Source organism: Flavobacterium soyae, assembly GCF_045348165.1.
Taxonomy (GTDB): domain Bacteria; phylum Bacteroidota; class Bacteroidia; order Flavobacteriales; family Flavobacteriaceae; genus Flavobacterium; species Flavobacterium soyae.
Genome location: NZ_CP150845.1, coordinates 4369351 through 4390069 on the forward strand (window position 1 = coordinate 4369351; position 20719 = coordinate 4390069).

Here is a 20719-nt window from a genome sequence, read left to right on the forward strand (position 1 = left end):
AGAAATAATGTTCAAAATATTTATACAAAGACCTGTACTGGCAACCGTAATCTCCATTTTACTGGTGATTCTTGGAGTACTTGGTTTAACTAAACTGCCTTTACAACAGTTTCCTGATATTGCGCCGCCATCGGTTTTGGTAACGGCGGTATATCCGGGAGCAAACGCAGAAACGGTTTTACGTTCTGTGGCACCTTCTATCGAAGAATCTATAAATGGTGTAGAAAACATGACTTATATGAGTTCTACAGCCAGTAACGACGGTACCTTGGCAATTACTGTTTTCTTTAAACTGGGAACTGATGCCGACCAAGCTGCGGTAAACGTACAAAACCGTGTTGCGCAGGCAACGAGCCAGCTTCCTGCCGAGGTTGTACAGCAAGGTATTGTTACTGCGAAACAACAAAACAGTTTCATCATGGCAATTGGTATGTACACCGATGATGAAGCAAAATACGATCAGACGTTTGTTGCCAACTATGCGCAAATCAATATTATTCCGGAACTAAAACGTATTCCTGGTGTGGGTTCTGCCAGTATTTTTGGTGGGGTAAAAGATTACTCTATGCGTGTTTGGTTGAACCCAACACAAATGTCAACTTACAAAGTAACGCCAAGTGAAGTTATGGGAGCGATTCAGGACAAAAGTTTGGAAGCGGCTCCGGGTAAATTTGGAGAGCGAAGCAAAGAGGTTTTTGAATACGTTATTAAATACAAAGGGAAATTAACTAAACCTGAGGATTATGAAAATATTGCTATACGTTCTAATGCAGATGGTTCAGTACTTCGCTTAAAAGATGTAGCGAGAGTTGAACTTGGTGCTTACTCTTATAACAGTTTAACTCGTTTAAATGGTAAAAAAGGAATTGTAATTGGGGTTATTCAGTTAGCTGGATCTAACTCAAATGATATTCAGATTGCCATTAACAAAATGATGGAAAAGGCTTCTAAAGATTTTCCTAAAGGCATAAAACACAATATTTTCTATAGTACAAAAGTATCTCTTGACCAATCTATTGAGCAAGTTGAGCATACATTACTAGAAGCTTTTATACTTGTATTTATTGTGGTATTTATCTTCTTGCAAGATTTTAGATCAACATTAATCCCGGCTATTGCTGTACCTGTAGCAATTTTAGGAACGTTCTTCTTCATGCAGTTATTCGGATTTTCGATCAACCTTTTAACACTTTTCGCATTAATTCTGGCGATTGGTATTGTGGTCGATGATGCCATTGTGGTAGTCGAAGCGGTGCATGCGAAAATGGAGCATAAACGCTTGTCTCCAAAAATCGCAACCCATGAAGCAATGCACGAAATAACGGGTGCTATTATCTCGATTACGCTGGTAATGGCTGCTGTATTCCTGCCGGTTGGTTTTATGGAAGGCTCAACAGGAGTTTTCTATCGTCAGTTTGCCTTTACTATGGCAATTGCAATTGTAATTTCGGCAGTAAATGCCTTAACATTAAGTCCGGCGCTTGCGGCATTATTCTTAAAAGATAATCACGGAGCACACGATCACGATGCGCCTCATGAGAAAAAAGGATTTAAAGAGAAATTCTTCAGCGCTTTTAACAGCAGTTTTGAATCGTTGACAAATCGTTATGTTGACGGACTTAAATTCTTAATCAGAAGAAAATGGTTGAGTTTGGGCGGATTAGCTTTAATTACTGTAGCAACTGTTATAATGGTAAAAACAACTCCTGCAGGATTTATTCCAACAGAAGATCAAGGATTTATTGCGATTGCAGTAAATACACCATCTGGAACATCATTAGACGGAACTCAAAAAGTAATGACCGAAGCTGAGAATACTTTAAAAGCATTAGACGCTTCTCGATTTGTAACCGCAATTTCAGGTTTTAACTTATTGACCAACTCTACAAGTCCATCTTCTGCGGTTGTATTCGTATTGCTTAAACCAAACGAAGAACGCGGCGAAGTAAAAAATATTGACGAAATCATGAATCAGGTTCGCGGCAAACTGGGTGCTATTTCTGGCGGAAGTTTCTTCGTATTCAGTTTCCCAACTGTTCCCGGATTTAGTAACGTTGAGGCTTTAGATTTAGTACTGCAAGATAAAACAGGAGGAAAACTGGATAAATTCAGTGGAATTTCTCAAAACTTTATCGGTGAATTAATGAAACGTCCTGAAATTGCAGTTGCCTTTACCTCTTTCAAAGCAGATTATCCGCAATTACAATTGGAAGTTAATGATGAAAAAGCAAATCAATTAGGCGTAAATGTAAAAGACATTCTGCAGACAATGCAGGCTTATTTTGGTAGTGCACAGGCATCTGATTTCAACAGATTTGGTAAATACTACCGTGTTGTAGTTCAGGCCGATATCGAAGACAGAGCTGATCCAACAGCAATTGACCGTGTATTTGTGAAAAACAGAACAGGCGAAATGGTTCCAATAAATACTTTAGTAAAACTAACCCGTATTTATGGTTCAGAAACCGCATCACGATACAATTTATTTAACTCAATTTCTATTAATGCCATTCCAAAACCAGGATTTAGTTCAGGAGATGCCATTAAAGCAATTGAAGAAGTAGCAGCACAACAATTACCTGCAGGTTACGGGTTTGAATTCTCGGGCCAGACTCGTGAGGAGATATCATCTGGAGGACAATCCGCAACAATATTCTTACTGTGTTTGATATTCGTTTATTTCTTACTTGCTGCACAGTACGAAAGTTACATTTTGCCTTTGGCAGTAATCTTATCAATCCCTGCAGGTATTTTTGGAGTATTCGCAGCTATTGGTTTAACTGGAATTGAGAACAACATTTACGTACAGGTTGCACTTGTCATGCTGATTGGACTTCTCGCCAAAAATGCCATTCTGATCGTCGAATTTGCCGTACAGAAAAGAAAATCGGGACAAGCGTTAATTAGAGCTTCAATCGATGCTGCAAAATTACGTTTACGACCAATTATCATGACGTCACTAGCATTTGTGGTAGGTTTAATACCAATGATGAGTGCCAAAGGACCATCTGCACAAGGTAACCACTCTATTAGTATTGGTGCAGCCGGAGGTATGCTTTCAGGAGTAATTCTAGGTTTGTTTATCATTCCTGTTTTATTCATCATCTTCCAGCATTTACAAGAAAAGGTCTCTGGAAAACCAGCTGCCGTAATCCATAATGAAGAAAAAGAATAAATGGAAAACTATATAACCACAGCTTTAGTAGCCATCATAATTGGCATCGCTTATATATCGTACAGAATCTCAAAAGATCTTGAAACCAGAAAAGATACTTGTACAGAAATTTAACCCTTTGGGATGAAAAAATATTTTAACACATAGAGACATAGATTTCTTATTTCGAAAAAAGAGAATAAAAGAAACTAGTTTCCACACATAGAAAACTATGCGTATTTAAAATAAGTGAAACGCCTTTTTTAAAACTCTCAAAAAACTATGTCCCTATGTGTTTAAAAAAATACACCCAACGGATAAAAAAAATTAATAAAAAGACAATGAAAAATCATATAACCAAAATCGTGACCTTCGCCATTCTGATCACGACATTAATATCCTGTAAAGTTTCGAAGGATATTGAAACTCCAAAAGATGCATTTCCTGAGAATTTCAGGAATGCATCAACTTCGAGTGATACAACCAGTATTGCTGATGTGGAGTGGAAAAACTTCTTTACCGAAAAAGATATTATCAAATTGATCGACAGCGCCGTTGCGAGAAACAACGATTTGCAGATTGCCGAAAAAAACATTGAAATTGCACAATACAGATTTACACAATCAAAATGGGGAAATGTACCTCAGGTTAATTTATTTGTAAACGCAAGCACAAGCAATCCGTCAGACAATAGTTTTACGGGATTGAACTTAAATCAGGCAATTGGTGCGAAACATATTGACGATTATTCTGCCGGAGCTTCACTTTCGTGGGAAGCCGATATCTGGGGAAAAATCAGAAATCAGAAAAAAGGTGCTTATGCAGGATATTTACAATCTGCAGAAGTTAAAAAAGCATTGCAGACCAATATTGTTGCCAATGTTTCAAGAGGATATTACAACCTTTTAATGCTGGATGCACAATTAGAAATTGCCAGACAAAATCTAAAACTAAACGATAGTACAACCAATATTATCAAATTAAAATACGATGCTGGTCAGGTAACTACATTAGCGATTCAACAATCTGAAGCACAGAAATTAAACTCAGCGCAATTGATTCCGTTATTGGAACAAAACATCGCGATACAGGAAAATGCTTTAAGTGTTTTAACAGGTTCTTTTCCGAATTCTAAAGAAAGAACAATTAAGTTAAGTGCTATTGAAGTAAAACAGAATACCGCTATCGGGATTCCGTCTGCCTTAGTAAGCAGAAGACCTGATGTAAAAAGTGCTGAATTAGCTCTTAAAGCCGCAAACGCAAATGTCGGTATCACAAAAGCAGATCTATATCCAACATTAAGAATTACGGCTCAAGGCGGAGTAAACTCTTTCGAAACCAGCAATTGGTTCAACATTCCGGCTTCATTATTCGGAACTGTTGCAGGAGGTTTAACACAGCCTCTTTTGAACAACAAAAGAGTGAGGACACAATATAATATCGCTGTTGCAGAAAGAGAAAAAGCGGTTTTAAGTTTTAGACAATCTGTTTTGGTTGCCGTAAGCGAAGTTTCTGATGCTTTAGTTAAAGTAGAGAAATTACAACAGCAGGAAACTTTCTTGAAAGAAAAAGTAAAAACTTTACAACAAGCAATTAAAAATGCTAACCTTTTATTCAAAAATGGTATGGCAGAATATCTTGAAGTTTTAACCGCTCAGGCAAATTTATTGCAAAGCGAACTAGAACTTGCTGATGTAAAAAGACAACAACTTACAGCCAATACTGAATTGTACCGCGCTCTGGGCGGAGGCTGGAAATAATACCCATTACCCAGTTAATTATTTATTTTTTGAGATGAAAACGCTGTGAGACCTTTGGTTTCATGGCGTTTTTTGTTTTTTTTAAAATTTGCCGCGAAGACGCTAAGGCACGAAGTTTTTTTGTTTGCCACGAATTTCACAAATTTTCGCAAATTTCTTTTCTCTCAAATTATAAAAATAATTCGTGAAAATTTGTGAAATTCGTGGCTGTAAACTTTGTCCCTTAGCGCCTTTGTGGCAAAACCAAACGAATCTATGACTTTCAACAAAGAAACATACCTCAACAATCTAAAATTATATTTCGAAAGTTACGCTCCTATTTCTGAAAAATCATGGAAATTGATTGAAAAGTTGACACATTTCCAAACGATCAAAAAAGGAGAAATAGTACTAGAAAATGGGGAAATCTGCAAAAATCTTTATTTTATTGCAAAAGGAATTCTACGAACTTATATCACAGATGAACAAGGAAATTTCTACAACAAAAACCTTTTTCTCGAAAACAAACTTGCATGCTCTAAAGTTTCAGCAATGCTGCAAACTCCTTCCAGCTTTACGATCGAAGCTTTAGAAGATTGTATTTTAATCAATCTTAATTACAAGAAATATATACAGTTGATTAACGAAAATGATAATCTTAAAAACTTCTATATTGCATATTTGGAAAAAAACTGGATCATTGAAAAAGAACAAAAAGAGATTGCTCTGGTTATGCAAAATGCAACTGAAAGATATTTAAGTTTACTAGAGAAAAATCCAAATATAGCAGATCGAATTCCACTATTACATATTGCGTCACATTTAGGCATTACGCCAACACAGTTAAGCCGAATCAGAAAAAATCTGGAAAAAGATTTGTAAATCAACATATGTAAAGGTTTTTATAAAAGACCAGATTTATCTTTGCTTTATAATTCAAACCCGTTATTATAATGAACAATATAAACCTCATCAGTATAAACCTCATCAAAGACAACATTGATAATCTTACCACTCTTTGGAAAACCGTTGCTGCACCTCTCCATTCCTATCATGCAGCTGATTTTTTAGAATTCAGTCAGATCAAAAATTCGGGCTGGCCAAACCGTTTATGGTTTAGAAAAGATATTACCGAAGAAAACCTTCCGCAGATTCTTGAAACTATTGAAAACAATCCGGGCTTAGTTGTACCGTATTGGGATATTTTCGGAAGTAATTCAAATATTTTTTTTGAGAACAACGGGTTTGCTATTCGAAATCAGCTTGTGGCAATGGCTTTAAAACTGGATAAAAAAATCACGTTTCAAAACAATCTGACATTTAAAAGAGTTTTAAATGAAGAAGATGCCAAAACCTGGTCTGATATTTATCCGTTATCTTTTAATTATATAATAAGCAAAGAAACGCTGGTTCATAACTATGAAAATGTAAAGTTCTATCTGGTTCACTTTGAAGAAAAATCAATTGGAACGCTTACTCTTTTTCAAACCGGAAAAATAATGGGAATTCATGGCGTTGGCGTTATTCCGCAAATGCGCAAAAGAGGTTTTGCCGAAGAAATCATGAAATTTGCTATCAACCAAGCTATTGATGCTGATTGTGAATATGCACAATTACAAGCTTCGGCTTTAGGGAAAGGAATTTATACGAGATTAGGATTTGAAGATTTATTTTTGATTAAGAATTACTTTTTGAATTCAAATTCCAATTAAAAAATTCTAAATTCCAATTAATTCGCTTTACATGTCATGCTGAGCGAAGTCGAAGCACTCTCATCGTACAAAAGGTCTTCGACTTCGCTCAGACTGACAGTTGCTATTAAAGCTTATGGGTAAGCACATTTTATATCATTTCGACTGAAAGGAGAAATTGCGCTAGAATTTCCACAAAGTGAGTCGCCAATCTTTGTAGAGTTACTTGTGCGATCCTTCCTTCGTCAGGATGACAAACTGCATGTTCTTCTTTCCAAAAAATCTAAAATCAACCCTCTAAAATCTAAAATCAAGAAATGTCCCAAATGCCCCTAAAATAGTCGTAAATAAGTATTTCATGAAAAAATTAAGAATAGTACATTTGTAATACATTAACTAATAACTATTTAAAAATATACCACATGAAAAAAGCAAAAATTATTTTTTGGATTACAACAATTATTATTTTTTTATTTGAAGGTGTTATGCCTGCTTTGACTTCGCAGACCGAATTGGCAAAAGAAGGAATCAGACATTTAGGTTATCCTGAATATTTTGGAAATGCACTGGTAATTTTCAAAATTCTGGGGGTTTTAGTATTAGTGATTCCGCAAGTTCCTAAAAATGTAAAAGAATGGGCTTACGCAGGATTTGGTTTCGATTTTATATTTGCTTCAATCAGTCATTTTGCAATTGACGGGGTTAATTTTCAAAGTTTCTTTCCGTTAATCTTTTTAGTGATTTTAGCGATTTCTTATATCTATTATCATAAAATAGAGCGCTATAAAAATATTGCTCTGTAAACTTATAAACTCTGGAAACGATGATAGAAGTTTTCAAAACAAATGTTCAGGAAGTCGAGCAGTCTATAATGATTGTAGGGAAACTTCTTGAACATTTCCCAAACAGCGCTATCAATTTTGATCTCGAAGATTGTGATAAAATTCTGCGAATTAATGCTTCTGCAATTTCAAACCACAAAATAATTGAGGTTCTAAATTTACATGGTTTTTACTGCGAAGTACTTTTGTAAAATCTTAATTTACTGATTTACAAAATATTAAAATAAAAATTTGTAATTTTAAAATCCTAAATTTAAAAATTACAAAAAAATGAATATACCAGCAGAACATCAAACCATAATGCCGTATTTAATTTTACAGGGCGCATCAAAATTTATTGACTTTACCAAAAAAGTCTTTGGCGCATCAGAGACCAATACGAAATCAATACGTGAAGACGGAACTATTATGCATGCCGAAATTACCTTAAATGGAAGCACCATAATGATTACCGATGAAATTACAGACTGGGCAAAGCAAACCTCAAACTTATTTGTATATGTACCCAATGCCGATGAAACCTATAAAAAAGCATTAGAAAACGGGGCCGTTTCTTTAATGGGATTAAGTGATCAGGATTACGGCAGAACTTGCGGCGTAACAGATCCGTTTGGAAATGTTTGGTGGATTACTTCGGTAAACTAAATCTTAAAAATCAATAAATATGAAGGCAGACGTTCAAAAAGATATTGTTGAAACGTTCAAAAAATTAAATGAAATACTTTTCAAATTTTCTGAAAACGAGTTAAATCAAATCCCATTTCAAGGAAGCTGGACACCAGGACAAGTCGTTCAGCATATTATTTTGGCCAGTTCCGGGTTTCCTCAATTATTTGCAGGAAAAACAGAAAAAACGTCTAGAAAGCCTGATGAAAAAATTAAAGACATTGAAGGGCTCTTTTTAAACTTCAATATAAAAATGGATGTGCCGGTATTTCTAAAACCAAAGGAAAAAGAATACAGCAAAAATGAACTTAATCTGGAATTACTGAAAATAGAATCTGAGTTATTAGATTGTGCCGAAAAATATGATTTAACATTAACCTGTTTAGATTTTCAGGTACCAGGTTTTGATAAATTTACAATGTATGAATGGATTGATTTTGCATTAGTTCATACACAAAGACATACTCACCAATTAAATACTATTTTTCAATACATAACTAAACTTTAAATTAATGAGATCTAAATCTACAACTATTTTATGCTCAGGTTTACTGGCAGGAACTTTAGATATTCTGGCCGCAATTTTAATTTACTCCGTTATATTGCATAAAACAACAGCCGAGAAAATTTTACAGTCTATTGCGAGCGGGGTTTTTAAACAGCAGGCTTATACAGGCGGCGCACAAATGGTTTTTTATGGTTTATTATTACATTATTTTATAGCGTTGGTTTTTGCTTATTTTTATTATAAAATATATCCGCATGTTCCGCTTTTAAAAAAGAATATTTTTCTTTCGGGATTTGTGTATGGAATTTTTGTCTGGATTGTAATGAATCTTATTGTGCTTCCAATTGTTTTTCCGAAACTTCCATCAAAAGAATTTGATCTTCCACTAATAATTTCAATTTTAATTTTGATTTTCTGCATCGGTTTACCAATTGCTTACGTAACTAAAAACTTCTATCATAAACATTTATAACCTAAAACCTGAAACTTAAAACAAAATCAACAATAGGGTACTTCAACGTAACATAATACCATAATTTAAGTTAGAAATATAATTATTTTCTGCCTCTCAAAGCCTCTCTTTACTTACAAAAAACATTAATCAAAATACTGTATTTTTTACCACAATAATCTAAAAATCATAATTTTATCTGCCAATTTTAGAATTTCAGCCTGATCGTTATACAATTTCCATATAAATGCTTTAGAGTTAATTTTTTGATCGATTGAGTTAATTCCCGTTCTGTTCCCAAGGTAATTTTAATACAAATTAATCGGCAGCACATTTTATATGACTTACCCAATGTGTACGACAGTTTAAATTTATACAGACCTGCTGCAGCTTCAAAAGATTTGATTTCACTTAAAAAGAAAAAAATTATTATGCAGCTGGATATAATAAAAGACATGGTTATCTAAATTATATAGTTTTTCCAACCGGAACAAACATTTTTGATCACCAATTATATACTTATTACGGTGCTGCCGACGATCAGACTGCGGTGGCTGCTTTAGATCTTAACGACTTATTAACTGAGCTAAAACAGAATCCCAATGAAGACGATATCAAATAAATCAAAAATAGTTTTTCTTTCTACATTTCCTCCAACACAATGTGGAATCGCAACTTATACTCAGGATACAATTAAAGGGATTACCAATGTTTTTGGTAAATCTATCACTTGCGAAATTTGTGAATTGGTCGATAAGCCCAAAGCAGATCCAACGCAGGCTTTTACTTTAAATACCAGGGAAAAAGCAGAATATGCAAAAGCTGCTGAAGAAATTAATAAAGATAAAAACGTAAAATTGGTTCATATTCAACATGAATTTGGTTTATTTGGCGGAAATTACGGAGATCACTTACTCGATTTTTTAAATGCAATTAAAAAGCCCTTAACTTATACTTTTCACAGCGTTATTCCGAACCCGAATAATGAATTAAAGACTTTTGTAAAATTACTTTTAAGCTACAGCAATTCTGTTTTTGTAATGACAAATCAATCAAAAGAAATTTTGATAAAAGATTATGATATTGATGAAGATATAATTACAACTGTACCACACGGAACGCATATAGTAATTTATGAAACTCCAAAGCAGGCAAAAGTAAAATTTGATATTCAAAACAAAATCGTATTGTCAACTTTTGGGCTTTTGGGCGAAGGAAAAAATATCGAAACCGGTTTACAGGCTTTGGCAAAAATCGTTAAAAAAGAACCGGATGTATTGTATTTGGTTATTGGCAAAACGCATCCAAATTTAATTAAAGACGGTATTGATGCTTATCGTAATAAACTGGAAGCACTTGTAAATGAATTAAACTTACATAACAATGTTCGTTTCATCAATCGATATTTAGATATTGAGGAACTTTTAGAATATTTAAAAGCAACCGATATTTATCTATTCACTTCAAAAGATCCAAATCAGGCAGTAAGCGGCACTTTTGCTTATGCAATGAGCTGCGCATGTCCAATGGTAGCATCAAAAATTCCGCATACCAGAGAAGTTTTGACCCCGGACAGCGGTATTTTAGTCGATATTGGAAATGCAGACCAGTTTGCAAAAGCTGCTTTAAAACTAATTGCCAATGAAAATTTAAGACGTGAAATGGGAATCAATGCCTTTACCAAAATGAGAGCATCATCTTGGGAAAATGCGGGATTAATACATATGGATACTTATAAAAAATTAATTAAAAATCCATCAGATATTAAATACAGTTATCCCGACATTCAATTAAGACATATTAAAAGATTAACAACAGAACTTGGAATTATTCAGTTTAGCAAAATTTCAGTTCCTGATCTTGATTCAGGTTATACTTTAGATGATAATGCACGTGCGCTTATCGCATTTTGTATGCATTATAAATTAACGAGAGATAAAGACAATCTTCCGTATATTTTAATTTATTTGGATTTTATTGAGAGATGTCAAAAACCAAAAGGAAATTTCATCAATTATGTCGACAAGGAAAACCGTGAACATGTTGAACAAAATGCCGAAGTTAATCTTGAAGATTCAAACGCAAGGGCCATTTGGGCTTTAGGAACTGTAATTGCAAATGCTGATATTCTTCCTGAAAATATTTCTAAAAAAGCAACAAAATGCTTTCTGAATTCATTAAAATGGATAGAAAATATTCAGTCGCCGCGCGCTATAGGTTTTGCTACAAAAGGCCTGTATTTGTATCACTATGCAATTCCTAATTTATATGTTGCAGCAATCATCAATAAATTAAATGCAAAATTACTGGCAAACTACGAAGATACAGCTTCTGAAGACTGGCAGTGGTTTGAAAATTATTTAACGTATGGAAATGGAATTCTGCCAGAATCAATGTTATACGCTTATTTAATTACTAATAAAGCAGTTTATAAAAAAGCAGCTTTAGACTCATTAGATTTCTTAATGTCAAAAACATTTATTGACGGAAATTTCAAAGCCATTTCAAATCAAAGCTGGTATCATAAAGGTTCTGAACCGCAGCAATATGGAGAACAGCCAATTGATGTAACCTATACAATCCAGACTTTAAATGCTTTTTATAATGCATTTAAAACCCCAGAATATAAACATAAAATGAAAATTGCATTTAACTGGTTTTTAGGTAAAAATCATTTAAATCAAATTATGTATAATCCTGTAAGCGGAGGCGGTTATGACGGTCTTGAAAAAGAAACTATAAATTTAAATCAAGGCGCAGAATCAACTGTATGCTACTTAACGGCAAGATTATTAATGGAAAAATTTGCCCTTTCAGAGTTAAAGATTATTCCTTTAATAAAATCCAAAACCGGAGTAGCAATCAACTTATAGAAAAAATTTCGATTTTTTAGCAATAGACTGACCAAAATTCTATTAAACCCAGAAAATCTCTTTCTCAATGAAAGGGATTTTTTGTTTTTAAGGAATTTTTTCCTTAACGCATTATTTATGCAAATATTGTAATTCTATGTAAATTATATAAGGCTCAAAAAAAGTTGTGTAAAATATTTTAACAAGTATTGAGGTAACTTTCATGTATGATTTAAAAAGTGCAAAAAACTGTTAAATAATTGATTATATAAACCATACCTAACATAAAATAAAACATTTTGATTCTCAGCTTAAAAAATACATTCGCACAAATTGGAGATGCAGCATTGTTTGCCAAGAGGTTTTTTAAGGAGGTATTTATTCCTCCTTATGAGGTAAAAGAATTTTTGAAACAATGTTATGTCATCGGTTATAAATCATTGCCTTTAGTAACAATTACAGGTTTTATTATGGGGTTGGTACTAACGCTTCAATCTCGCCCGACATTGGTAAAATTTGGTGCCGAAAGCTGGCTTCCGGGAATGGTGGCGCTTTCATTAATAAGAGAAATTGCTCCGGTTATTACTGCCTTGATCTGTGCCGGAAAAATTTCGTCAGGAATTGGTGCCGAATTAGGTTCTATGAAAGTAACAGAACAAATTGATGCTATGGAAGTTTCTGCCATCAATCCATATAATTATTTGGTTGTAACCAGAATTTTGGCCTGTACATTAATGGTTCCCATTTTAGTGTTTTATGCAGATGCTATTGGAATAATTGGCGGTTATGTTGGAATAAATATTCATGGCGATGTTAATTTCTATCGCTACTTAACGCAGATTATTCAGACATTAGATTTTTTAGATGTAATTCCGGCTGCGATAAAAACTTTCTTCTTTGGATATTTCATCGGAATGATTGGATGTTATAAAGGATTTAATGCCGAAAACGGAACCGAAAGTGTGGGACGCGCTGCAAACTCTGCCGTAGTTACAGCCTCTTTAAGCATATTTATTATTGATATGGTCGCAGTACAAATAACCGATTTATTTTTTTAAGATGATTGAGGAAGAAAAAAATACCGAAACAAAATCAAAAAATAAAAAACAGACTCCAATTATCGAGATCAGGGATCTGCACAAAACTTTTGGCAAAGACAATACGGTTTTAAAAGGCGTAAATCTTATGGTAAATAAAGGCGAAGATTTAGTTATTTTAGGACGTTCGGGCTCCGGAAAATCAGTAATGATAAAATGTATCGTTGGTTTAATTGAACCCGACAAAGGCGAAATAAAAGTTTTTGATGAAAATGTGCTCAATCTTTCTAAAAAAGAATTAAATAAGATAAGAGTCAAAATTGGATTTTTATTTCAAAGCGGTGCTTTATACGATTCAATGTCGGTTAGAGAAAATCTTGCTTTTACATTACGCGCGCACAAAAGAGAATTAACCGAAGATGTAGTAGAAAATGAAGTTATTGAAGCGCTCGAAAGTGTTGGTTTGGGCGGCGCAATCGACAAAATGCCCTCTGAATTATCCGGCGGAATGAGAAAAAGAATTGGTTTAGCAAGAACCCTGATTATAAACCCCGAAATCATTTTGTATGATGAACCTACTACAGGTTTAGATACGATTACTTCAAGAGAAATCAGTGAATTGATTCTGGATATAAAACACAAACAAAAAACATCATCGATCATTATTACGCATGATATGGCTTGCGCCAAAATGACCGCAGACTGGATTATCGTTCTAAAAGACGGCATAATTCACGCCGAAGGAACTTACGAAGAATTAGAAAAAGATGAAGACGAATGGGTACGCTCATTTTTTGATTAAAGTAAAATGAAATATTAGAAATCATGGAAAAGCAATCTGAATATACTTGGAAACTAGGAATGTTTGTAACAGTTGGGCTGCTGCTTTTTATAATGGCCATTTATTTTATTGGAAAACAAAAAAATCTGTTTGGCTCAACATTCTATATCTCGTCAAGATTTAAAACAGTAAGTGGTTTAGAAGTTGGAAACAACGTCCGCTTTTCGGGTATCAACATCGGTACAGTCGAAGAAATCAGATTAATAAATGATTCTTCGGTAGTAGTATCGATGGTTATTAAAGATAAAGTACGTGAATTTATAAAAACAGATGCCCGCGCCAGCATTGGTTCTGATGGGTTAATGGGAGATAAAGTGCTTATGATTTCTCCAGGAATGAAATCTCAAAAATCTATTGAAAACAATGGTGCAATTGCTTCTGTCGACGGAATAGAAATAAACGATATAATGAAAAGCGTAAAGAAAAGTGTTGATAATATTGGTATTATTTCTAATGAGCTGGCCATTTTCAGCCATAGCATGAATAACGGAAATGGAGCTTTGGCAAGATTAGTCCGTGATGATAAAATGGCAAACAGCGTTTCGAATACGCTTTCAAATCTAGAAGCCGGGACAAAAGGTTTCAGCGAAAATATGGAAGCGGCAAAAAGTAATTTCTTGTTTAGAGGCTACTTCAAGAAAAAAGAAAAAGAAAAAGAAAAAGAAAAAAAAGAAGAACTGCAGGAAAAAGCCAAAGAAGAAAAAACAGAAAAGACGAAAGCATAAGAACAGATTCTGCTGCCAAAGTGCATTCGCAGCATGAATACAAAGATAAAACAGAACCTAACATCGTGCAGAACGAAATACAGCTAAAAAATGAAATTACGCTCTACAGAAACTTTCTGGCCTCTTAAAAATGCCATGAATACCAGTTATCCTTCAATTGACTCTGATATTAAAACTGAAATTTTGATTATTGGCGGAGGAATAACAGGGGCTTTAATAGCTTATAAATTAATTACGCAGGGAAAAAAAATAGTATTGACTGATCGTCGTGATGTATGCAATGGAAGTACAGCAGCAAGTACAGCACTGCTTCAATATGAAATTGATGTTTCACTGCACGAACTGATCAATCTTCGAGGCGAAAAATGTGCTGTAGACAGTTACAAAAATGGAAAAAAAGCCATTTTTGAACTTCGAAATATAATTGATACAATAGATAGTGACTGTGGGTTTGAATTTAAAAAAAGCATTTATTTTACATCCTACAAAAAAGATATTCCGTTTTTAAAGAATGAATTCGAAGCTCGAAAACAAAATGGTTTTGATGTTACCTGGCTGAATAAACATGATCTGGAAAAAATGGGTTTAAATGCTATTGCAGCAATCGAATCTAAAACAGCTGCTGTTATGGACCCGTTTAAACTGGCAAACGATTTATTGTATTACTGCTGTCAAAACGGCATGCAGGTTTTTGACCGAACCAATATTACTTCTGTCCAGACTCAAAAAAGAAAATGCATTGCACATACCGAAAATAAATTTACCATAACCGCAGATCACGTTATATATTGCAGCGGCTATGAAAGTACAGAAACTATTGAAGAAAAAATTGTTGATTTAAAAAGTACTTATGCCCTTGCATCTGAAGTTGTTCCTGAATTACCTGCTATCTTAAAAAATGCTGTTATTTGGGATACTTCTTCTCCGTATTATTATTACCGCGCAACATCAGATAATCGAATTATTATGGGCGGAGGCGACGAAGAATTTAGAGATGCAAAAAAACGCGACAAACTAATTCCGAAAAAAGAAACCTCTTTGATGAGGCAGTTTAAAAGACGATTTCCTGATGTAAAATTTAAACTGGATTATTCCTGGGCCGGAACTTTTGGCGAAACTAAAGACGGACTTCCCTATTTCGGAAAGCCAAATCCTAAAAAGAATGAACATTATGTTTTAGCTTTCGGCGGAAACGGAATCACTTTCAGCGTCATCGGAATGAACTCCATTGTAGATTCTATAAAAAATAAAAAAAATCAGGATTTGGAGTATTATCGATTTGGGAGATGAGAAAAAGTTTTGAGCTGCTAAGGTTCTAAGTTACTAAGTTTTTTTCTTAGTATCTTAGTTACTCAGAACCTTAGCAGCTTTATCTACAAATAATCCTCTCTTATTGGTGTAAAAACATCTACTACTTCCCCAGCTTCAAGAATTTCAATAGAATGCTCAATATTTGCTGGAATTGAATAGGTATCTCCTTCATTTAATAAAAACTCTTTTCCATCAAATTTCAGTTTATAACTACCAGAAATAACGTAACCGCTTTGTTCATTTGGATGCTGATGAAACGGTACTGAATCAGTTGATTTGTACAGCATTTTGGTCACCATTGAATCTTTACCTATTGATAAAACCACAAAATCAACGCCTAAGAATTGTCTTGAAACAGCATTCTCTTTTTTTACAATATTTTTCATTTATTTTATTTTTAATTCCATTTGGATGTTGCAGCGTTTGTATGGGGTTTCTAAGCCAAAGACTTTCTCAAAACCAAGTTTATAATACAAGTTTATAGCAGGTTTTAAGATTGTGTTGCTTTCCAGATATATCTTTTTTGCTCCTAATTCTTTTGCTTTTGCAGCAATTGCCTGGCCTAATAACCAGCCGATATTTTTACCTTGTGCTTTTGGCGAAACGGCCATTTTTGCCATTTCAAAGTCATAGTCTGGGTTATCCATTTTGATAAGCGCACAAACACCAACGGGTTCATTTTCATACAAAGCCACAAGGATTTTTCCGCCTTTATTCAAAATATATTCTTCAGGATTATCGAGCGCTTTATAGTCAGCTTCTTCCATTTCAAAATAAGTCGAAATCCATTCTACATTCAATGCTTTAAAGGCTTCCTGATATTCAGGTTTGTATTCTACAATTTTTACGTCTTTGCTTTCGCGGATTTTTTTCTGGTCGCTTACTCTTTTAAACATAGATTTTTGCTCCAATAAAAATTCCCATTCTTCAAGTGCAGCCCAAAGATTATGCTTAGATTCAGCAATTAAACCATCTATAGCAACGTCAATATCTTTTAATTGCTGTTTAATATTTTTCGCCAGCAAGAGTCCTCTTTCCGTTAAAACAACATTGTTTTTACGCTTATCATCTGTTTTCAAACTTTCCTGAACTATTCCGGCAGCAATCATCTCCTGAATAATCTTGCTTACAGAAGGCTGAGAATGTCCAATTTCATTTGCTATTTCCGTAATAGTCAATTCCCTTTCTTCTGCAAGGGTATAAAATACAGGAAACCATTTTGGTACAAAATCTGCACCATACAATTCATAAATTTTAGAAGCATCATCTGTTATAACAGCAGTCATTAAACGCAAGCGGCTTCCTAAAGCTGCTTTGCCTACTTTGTCAAAAAATTCCATATTATAATTAATTATATAACTAGTTATGCAAATATATAAAAAAAATCTTTTTTTGCAAAAAGTTTTTTTTAAGATACTAAGATGCTAAGTTTTTTAGTATGTGGGAAACTTAATAGTATTTATATATTGGAATTTTAATAGCTGGTGACTTATTTTCTTTTGGTTTAATACTTGAAAACTTAGTAATTAAAAACCTTAGTATCTTAGAAACTTAGAGCCTCAGCACCTTTAAAAAAAAACTAAGATTCTAAGTTTGGAGCCTCTAATTTGAATTTAGAACCTCAGCGACTCAGAACCTTAGCGTTTTTGTATATATCTTGCTTAATAGCTAACGGCATTATTTTTTTTTAGAGGTTCAGAGTGACAAAGCTGCAAAGTGACAAAGTTTTAAAACCTTTGTTACTTTGTCACTCTGAACCTTTGTCCCTTTAACTACACAGCCAACGGACTCAAATTGAATTTATACTCTTTTGGACTGCAGTTGAATTTTTGTTTAAAGATTTTAGAGAAATAGCTTCTGCTTGTAAAACCAATACAATACACAATTTCAGAAATATTTAAATCTGAAGTTCTAATCAGGATTTCGGCTTTTAGAACCCGCATATGCGTGATATAATCGTTTACCGTTCTGTTATGAACCATTTTAAAGCCTTCCTGGAGTTTATTTGGTGACAAGCCGGATTTTTTACTTAATGATTTAATAGTAAAAGCCTCTTCTGGATTTGCTTTTATGGTTTCTGAAAGTTCTTTTATTTCTTTCATTTCTCTTGATGTTAAACAATTTACTTCTTTAGAAAAAGCATTTAAATCATCTGTATGCTGTTGGATTTCCATTGCCAGAACAATTTTCAAAATACCTTCTTTTAATAAATTCCTAACAATTCCGGTTTGGGTTACGGCATTTAATTGTTCTATTTTTTCACCTATTTTTAAGTTATAAGAACCGGCATAAAAGAATTCTTCGTTAAGATTTTCCTGAAAAAATGTTTCTCTCACCATTTGGCTTAAAGAACCTGCACGACAAGGTTCTGCCTGGGTTCCTACAATTATTAAAGTAATTTTTGTCTTTTTATCTTTTTCAAAATACAAAACATTATCCTGGTTTAATTTTGAAGCAGCAATTGCAGTTTGAAATGTTTTTAATTTTCGCTCCTCACCATGAATTCCAAAACTATGCGAAAGATTTCCTTTAGAACAATAGGCAAAATATAATGGCGATGTAATTCCGTTAATAATATTTAGTTTTAAATCGACTAAAAAAGTCATATCAAACTGAACGTACGAAATATTATCATTAAATGAAGCACCGCTAATAGTTCCTTTTGCAAAATTATTATTTACTTCAAGTGCATATTCATCGACATCAAAAGTTACTTTTCCGTCGAAATTTTTATTCAATTCTTCAAATATGTTTTGAATTTTCTCTGTATATATAGTAACTATTTTCATTTTGTTTTCGATTTAAATTCTGTAATTTTAAATGAAATTCTTAAACCCGCATTATTACGTTTAAAAAGCAGGTTCAAAGTTCGCTCAATCACAAACCAAAAATGTTATATAATTTTCTGCAATTGTTTTATAATTACTTCTCAATATAATTTTAACTCAAATAAAATATTTCTTAATCCAATAAATGAAAAGCTGCTCTTTCTCCCCTATAAGCTCAAAAGATTCTAACATACTGGTTTTAGGCACAATGCCCGGAACAAAATCTTTAGAATTAAATCAATATTACGGACACAATCAAAATAATTTCTGGAAGTTCTTATTTACTATTTTTAAGGAAGAATTCTCAAACGATTACGAAACCAAAAAAGCACTTTTGCTTAAAAACAAAATTGCCCTTTGGGATGTTTTACAATATTGCGATAGAGTTGGAAGTTTAGACAGCGCCATTAAAAATGAAATCGCAAATGATTTTGAGACGTTTTTAAAACAGCACCCAAAAATAAATACCATTTTATTTAACGGACAAAAGGCTGCAGCGTTTTTTAAAAAGTATGTTCATTTAAAGAAGGATTATAATCTTATTATACTTCCGTCAACAAGTCCGGCAAACGCTGGTATATCTTTTCAATCAAAATTAGACCAATGGAAGATTATCAGTACGTTTTAAAATTAATTGATTAATTGTTGGCTAAAAAAACTAAATAGTTGGAATAATATAACTTTTGAACTTTAAAATATAACACGAAATTTCGTAACCTGCTATAATTTTACAACCAAGAAATCAAGGCCAGAGTTTAGAAGGATTGACGAAGAAGAGGCTTTTTAAAATTATAGATATTACTAAGACAAACTTTTTACAAGTTTTGATTATAAAGAGAACATTGGTTATGTTAGTTTATTTTTGAGAAAAAAGCTATTCTAAATTATTTAGGGTAGCTTTCTTTTTTACTTTTAACATAAAGATTTCAATTATGAAAATCCAAACCTATTATAATCATATTCGATATTACACTCCGCACCATTTTGTGTATTATCCGGTTTTAACACTGTTTCTTGCATTTAGCATTTACTTTGCTTTTACAACAAATGATTGTTTAATATGGTCTTTTATAAGTGTTGTTTTTTTATTTCTTTTTTTTCTGGCTTATATGCTGCGTCAGCATTATGCACTTATTTTACAAAACCGTATTGTACGCCTTGAACTCCGCTATCGTTACTTTACACTTACCGGAAAAAAACTTGAAGAATTTGAACACAAATTAACAGATGATCAGATATTTGCCTTACGGTTTGCTCCAGATGATGAAATCCTGCCTTTATTAGAAGATGCACTAAAAAACAACCTCAGCGGCGATGCTATAAAAAAAGCAGTCGTACACTGGCGTGCAGATTATAATAGAGTTTAAGGGAGATTTTAGATTTCAGAGTTTAGATTTTAGATTCTCTTGATTAAGCTATTTTTCATTTCGGTTTTGAAAACCTTGCAGGAACGTCAATGAATTAAATTATTTTAAAAGCCTTATAACATTTATAACTTTTTACCTTTCACATAATTAAAAGGAATACAAAACAAAAACAGACCTGACCAAACTATTGCCACTATAATAAAAATATAGACAAAATATTCAGGTGTAGATAATTATGTTGTAGAAATAGCAGTCGAGCGTCAGAAATTTTTCGTTCAGAGCTTTTTTCAAAGTAGTTTTCGATTCCTTCTAAACGCCTTTCCTGATTCTTGGCATACATAAAAACATCTGCAGTTAAAGTCTTTGGCTTGATAAGAGTTTCAATATTATATTTTTTGAATAAAGTATCCAGTTTTTGAAACTGTTTTGTCAGCGGATCTTGCTTGAATTTTATACAACAAATTATATCGTTTTATACCCGATGCATATTGCTGTTTTTCAATTGGCTCACCATTAACAGTAAACCACTTATAAAAAAGTGCGAAATAAAAACATCGTCATAAAACTTAAACCTTTAAAAATCAGAGCAAATATCAATTTTCTTAATTCCTTCAAAAGTAAAATAGCCATATAAAAATAAGCTAAATGAATTACTTCTAAAATTATAAAAAGATAACGAGGTGTTTTTTAAAGTTTTGTTCATGTTT

The 20719-nt window shown here is 33.2% G+C and carries 19 protein-coding genes and 1 pseudogene; 17 read left to right on the forward strand and 3 right to left on the reverse strand.

The features are described from left to right. The first annotated feature begins 7 nt into the window (after nt 1–7). From AABD74_RS18415 to AABD74_RS18485, 15 genes and pseudogenes are all read left to right on the forward strand, one after another. Nucleotides 8–3175, forward strand: coding sequence for an efflux RND transporter permease subunit (locus tag AABD74_RS18415; RefSeq protein ID WP_406843861.1), 3168 nt, complete (start codon nt 8–10; stop codon nt 3173–3175). Nucleotides 3176–3495: 320 nt separating this feature from the next. After that, nucleotides 3496–4914 (forward strand): TolC family protein, encoded by a 1419-nt coding sequence (locus AABD74_RS18420; RefSeq protein ID WP_406843862.1) that lies wholly within the window; start codon nt 3496–3498, stop codon nt 4912–4914. 255 nt (nt 4915–5169) lie between these two features. Then, on the forward strand, nt 5170–5775 hold the full coding sequence (locus tag AABD74_RS18425) for a Crp/Fnr family transcriptional regulator (protein WP_406843863.1): 606 nt from the start codon (nt 5170–5172) through the stop codon (nt 5773–5775). A 71-nt stretch (nt 5776–5846) separates the two neighbouring features. Further along, a complete protein-coding gene (locus AABD74_RS18430; protein ID WP_406843864.1) occupies nt 5847–6605 on the forward strand; it encodes a GNAT family N-acetyltransferase in 759 nt (252 codons plus the stop codon). A gap of 401 nt (nt 6606–7006) precedes the next feature. Then, complete coding sequence (locus AABD74_RS18435; RefSeq protein ID WP_232680434.1) at nt 7007–7387, forward strand: DoxX family protein; 381 nt, start codon at nt 7007–7009, stop codon at nt 7385–7387. Nucleotides 7388–7407: 20 nt separating this feature from the next. After that, complete coding sequence (locus AABD74_RS18440) at nt 7408–7617, forward strand: hypothetical protein (protein WP_232680427.1); 210 nt, start codon at nt 7408–7410, stop codon at nt 7615–7617. 79 nt (nt 7618–7696) lie between these two features. Further along, nucleotides 7697–8071, forward strand: coding sequence for a VOC family protein (locus AABD74_RS18445; RefSeq protein WP_232680425.1), 375 nt, complete (start codon nt 7697–7699; stop codon nt 8069–8071). A 19-nt stretch (nt 8072–8090) separates the two neighbouring features. After that, entirely contained in the window at nt 8091–8600 is a 510-nt protein-coding gene (locus AABD74_RS18450; protein WP_232680423.1) for a DinB family protein, read from the forward strand. A 4-nt stretch (nt 8601–8604) separates the two neighbouring features. Further along, entirely contained in the window at nt 8605–9072 is a 468-nt protein-coding gene (locus tag AABD74_RS18455; RefSeq protein ID WP_232680421.1) for a DUF1440 domain-containing protein, read from the forward strand. Between the two features lie 442 nt (nt 9073–9514). Then, nucleotides 9515–9673 (forward strand): annotated as a pseudogene (locus AABD74_RS18460) (pesticidal protein Cry7Aa); the annotation flags it as partial. Then, complete coding sequence (locus AABD74_RS18465; RefSeq protein ID WP_406843865.1) at nt 9654–11924, forward strand: glycosyltransferase; 2271 nt, start codon at nt 9654–9656, stop codon at nt 11922–11924. The pseudogene AABD74_RS18460 and the gene AABD74_RS18465, both read left to right, overlap by 20 nt. 278 nt (nt 11925–12202) lie before the next feature. Further along, on the forward strand, nt 12203–12961 hold the full coding sequence (locus AABD74_RS18470; RefSeq protein WP_406843866.1) for an MlaE family ABC transporter permease: 759 nt from the start codon (nt 12203–12205) through the stop codon (nt 12959–12961). Between the two features lies 1 nt (nt 12962). Further along, a complete protein-coding gene (locus AABD74_RS18475; protein ID WP_406843867.1) occupies nt 12963–13742 on the forward strand; it encodes an ABC transporter ATP-binding protein in 780 nt (259 codons plus the stop codon). Nucleotides 13743–13765: 23 nt separating this feature from the next. Beyond that, a complete protein-coding gene (locus tag AABD74_RS18480) occupies nt 13766–14506 on the forward strand; it encodes an MlaD family protein (protein WP_406843868.1) in 741 nt (246 codons plus the stop codon). Nucleotides 14507–14596: 90 nt separating this feature from the next. After that, a complete protein-coding gene (locus AABD74_RS18485; RefSeq protein ID WP_232680412.1) occupies nt 14597–15796 on the forward strand; it encodes an FAD-binding oxidoreductase in 1200 nt (399 codons plus the stop codon). An 83-nt stretch (nt 15797–15879) separates the two neighbouring features. Here AABD74_RS18485 and AABD74_RS18490 read toward each other — a convergent pair whose 3' ends face one another. The 3 genes from AABD74_RS18490 to AABD74_RS18500 form a co-directional block, all read right to left on the reverse strand. After that, complete coding sequence (locus tag AABD74_RS18490) at nt 15880–16203, reverse strand: cupin domain-containing protein (protein WP_232680410.1); 324 nt, start codon at nt 16201–16203, stop codon at nt 15880–15882. Then, nucleotides 16204–17157, reverse strand: coding sequence for a GNAT family N-acetyltransferase (locus AABD74_RS18495; protein WP_406843869.1), 954 nt, complete (start codon nt 17155–17157; stop codon nt 16204–16206). A 432-nt stretch (nt 17158–17589) separates the two neighbouring features. Next, entirely contained in the window at nt 17590–18606 is a 1017-nt protein-coding gene (locus tag AABD74_RS18500) for an AraC family transcriptional regulator (protein ID WP_232680407.1), read from the reverse strand. A gap of 184 nt (nt 18607–18790) precedes the next feature. Between AABD74_RS18500 and AABD74_RS18505 the strand changes: the two genes are divergently transcribed. Continuing rightward, the gene (locus tag AABD74_RS18505; protein WP_406843870.1) at nt 18791–19273 is read left to right on the forward strand and encodes a DNA-deoxyinosine glycosylase; all 483 of its coding nucleotides are present in this window, start codon (nt 18791–18793) and stop codon (nt 19271–19273) included. A gap of 304 nt (nt 19274–19577) precedes the next feature. Then, on the forward strand, nt 19578–20012 hold the full coding sequence (locus AABD74_RS18510) for a DUF6526 family protein (protein WP_232680402.1): 435 nt from the start codon (nt 19578–19580) through the stop codon (nt 20010–20012). Nucleotides 20013–20719 lie beyond the last annotated feature (707 nt).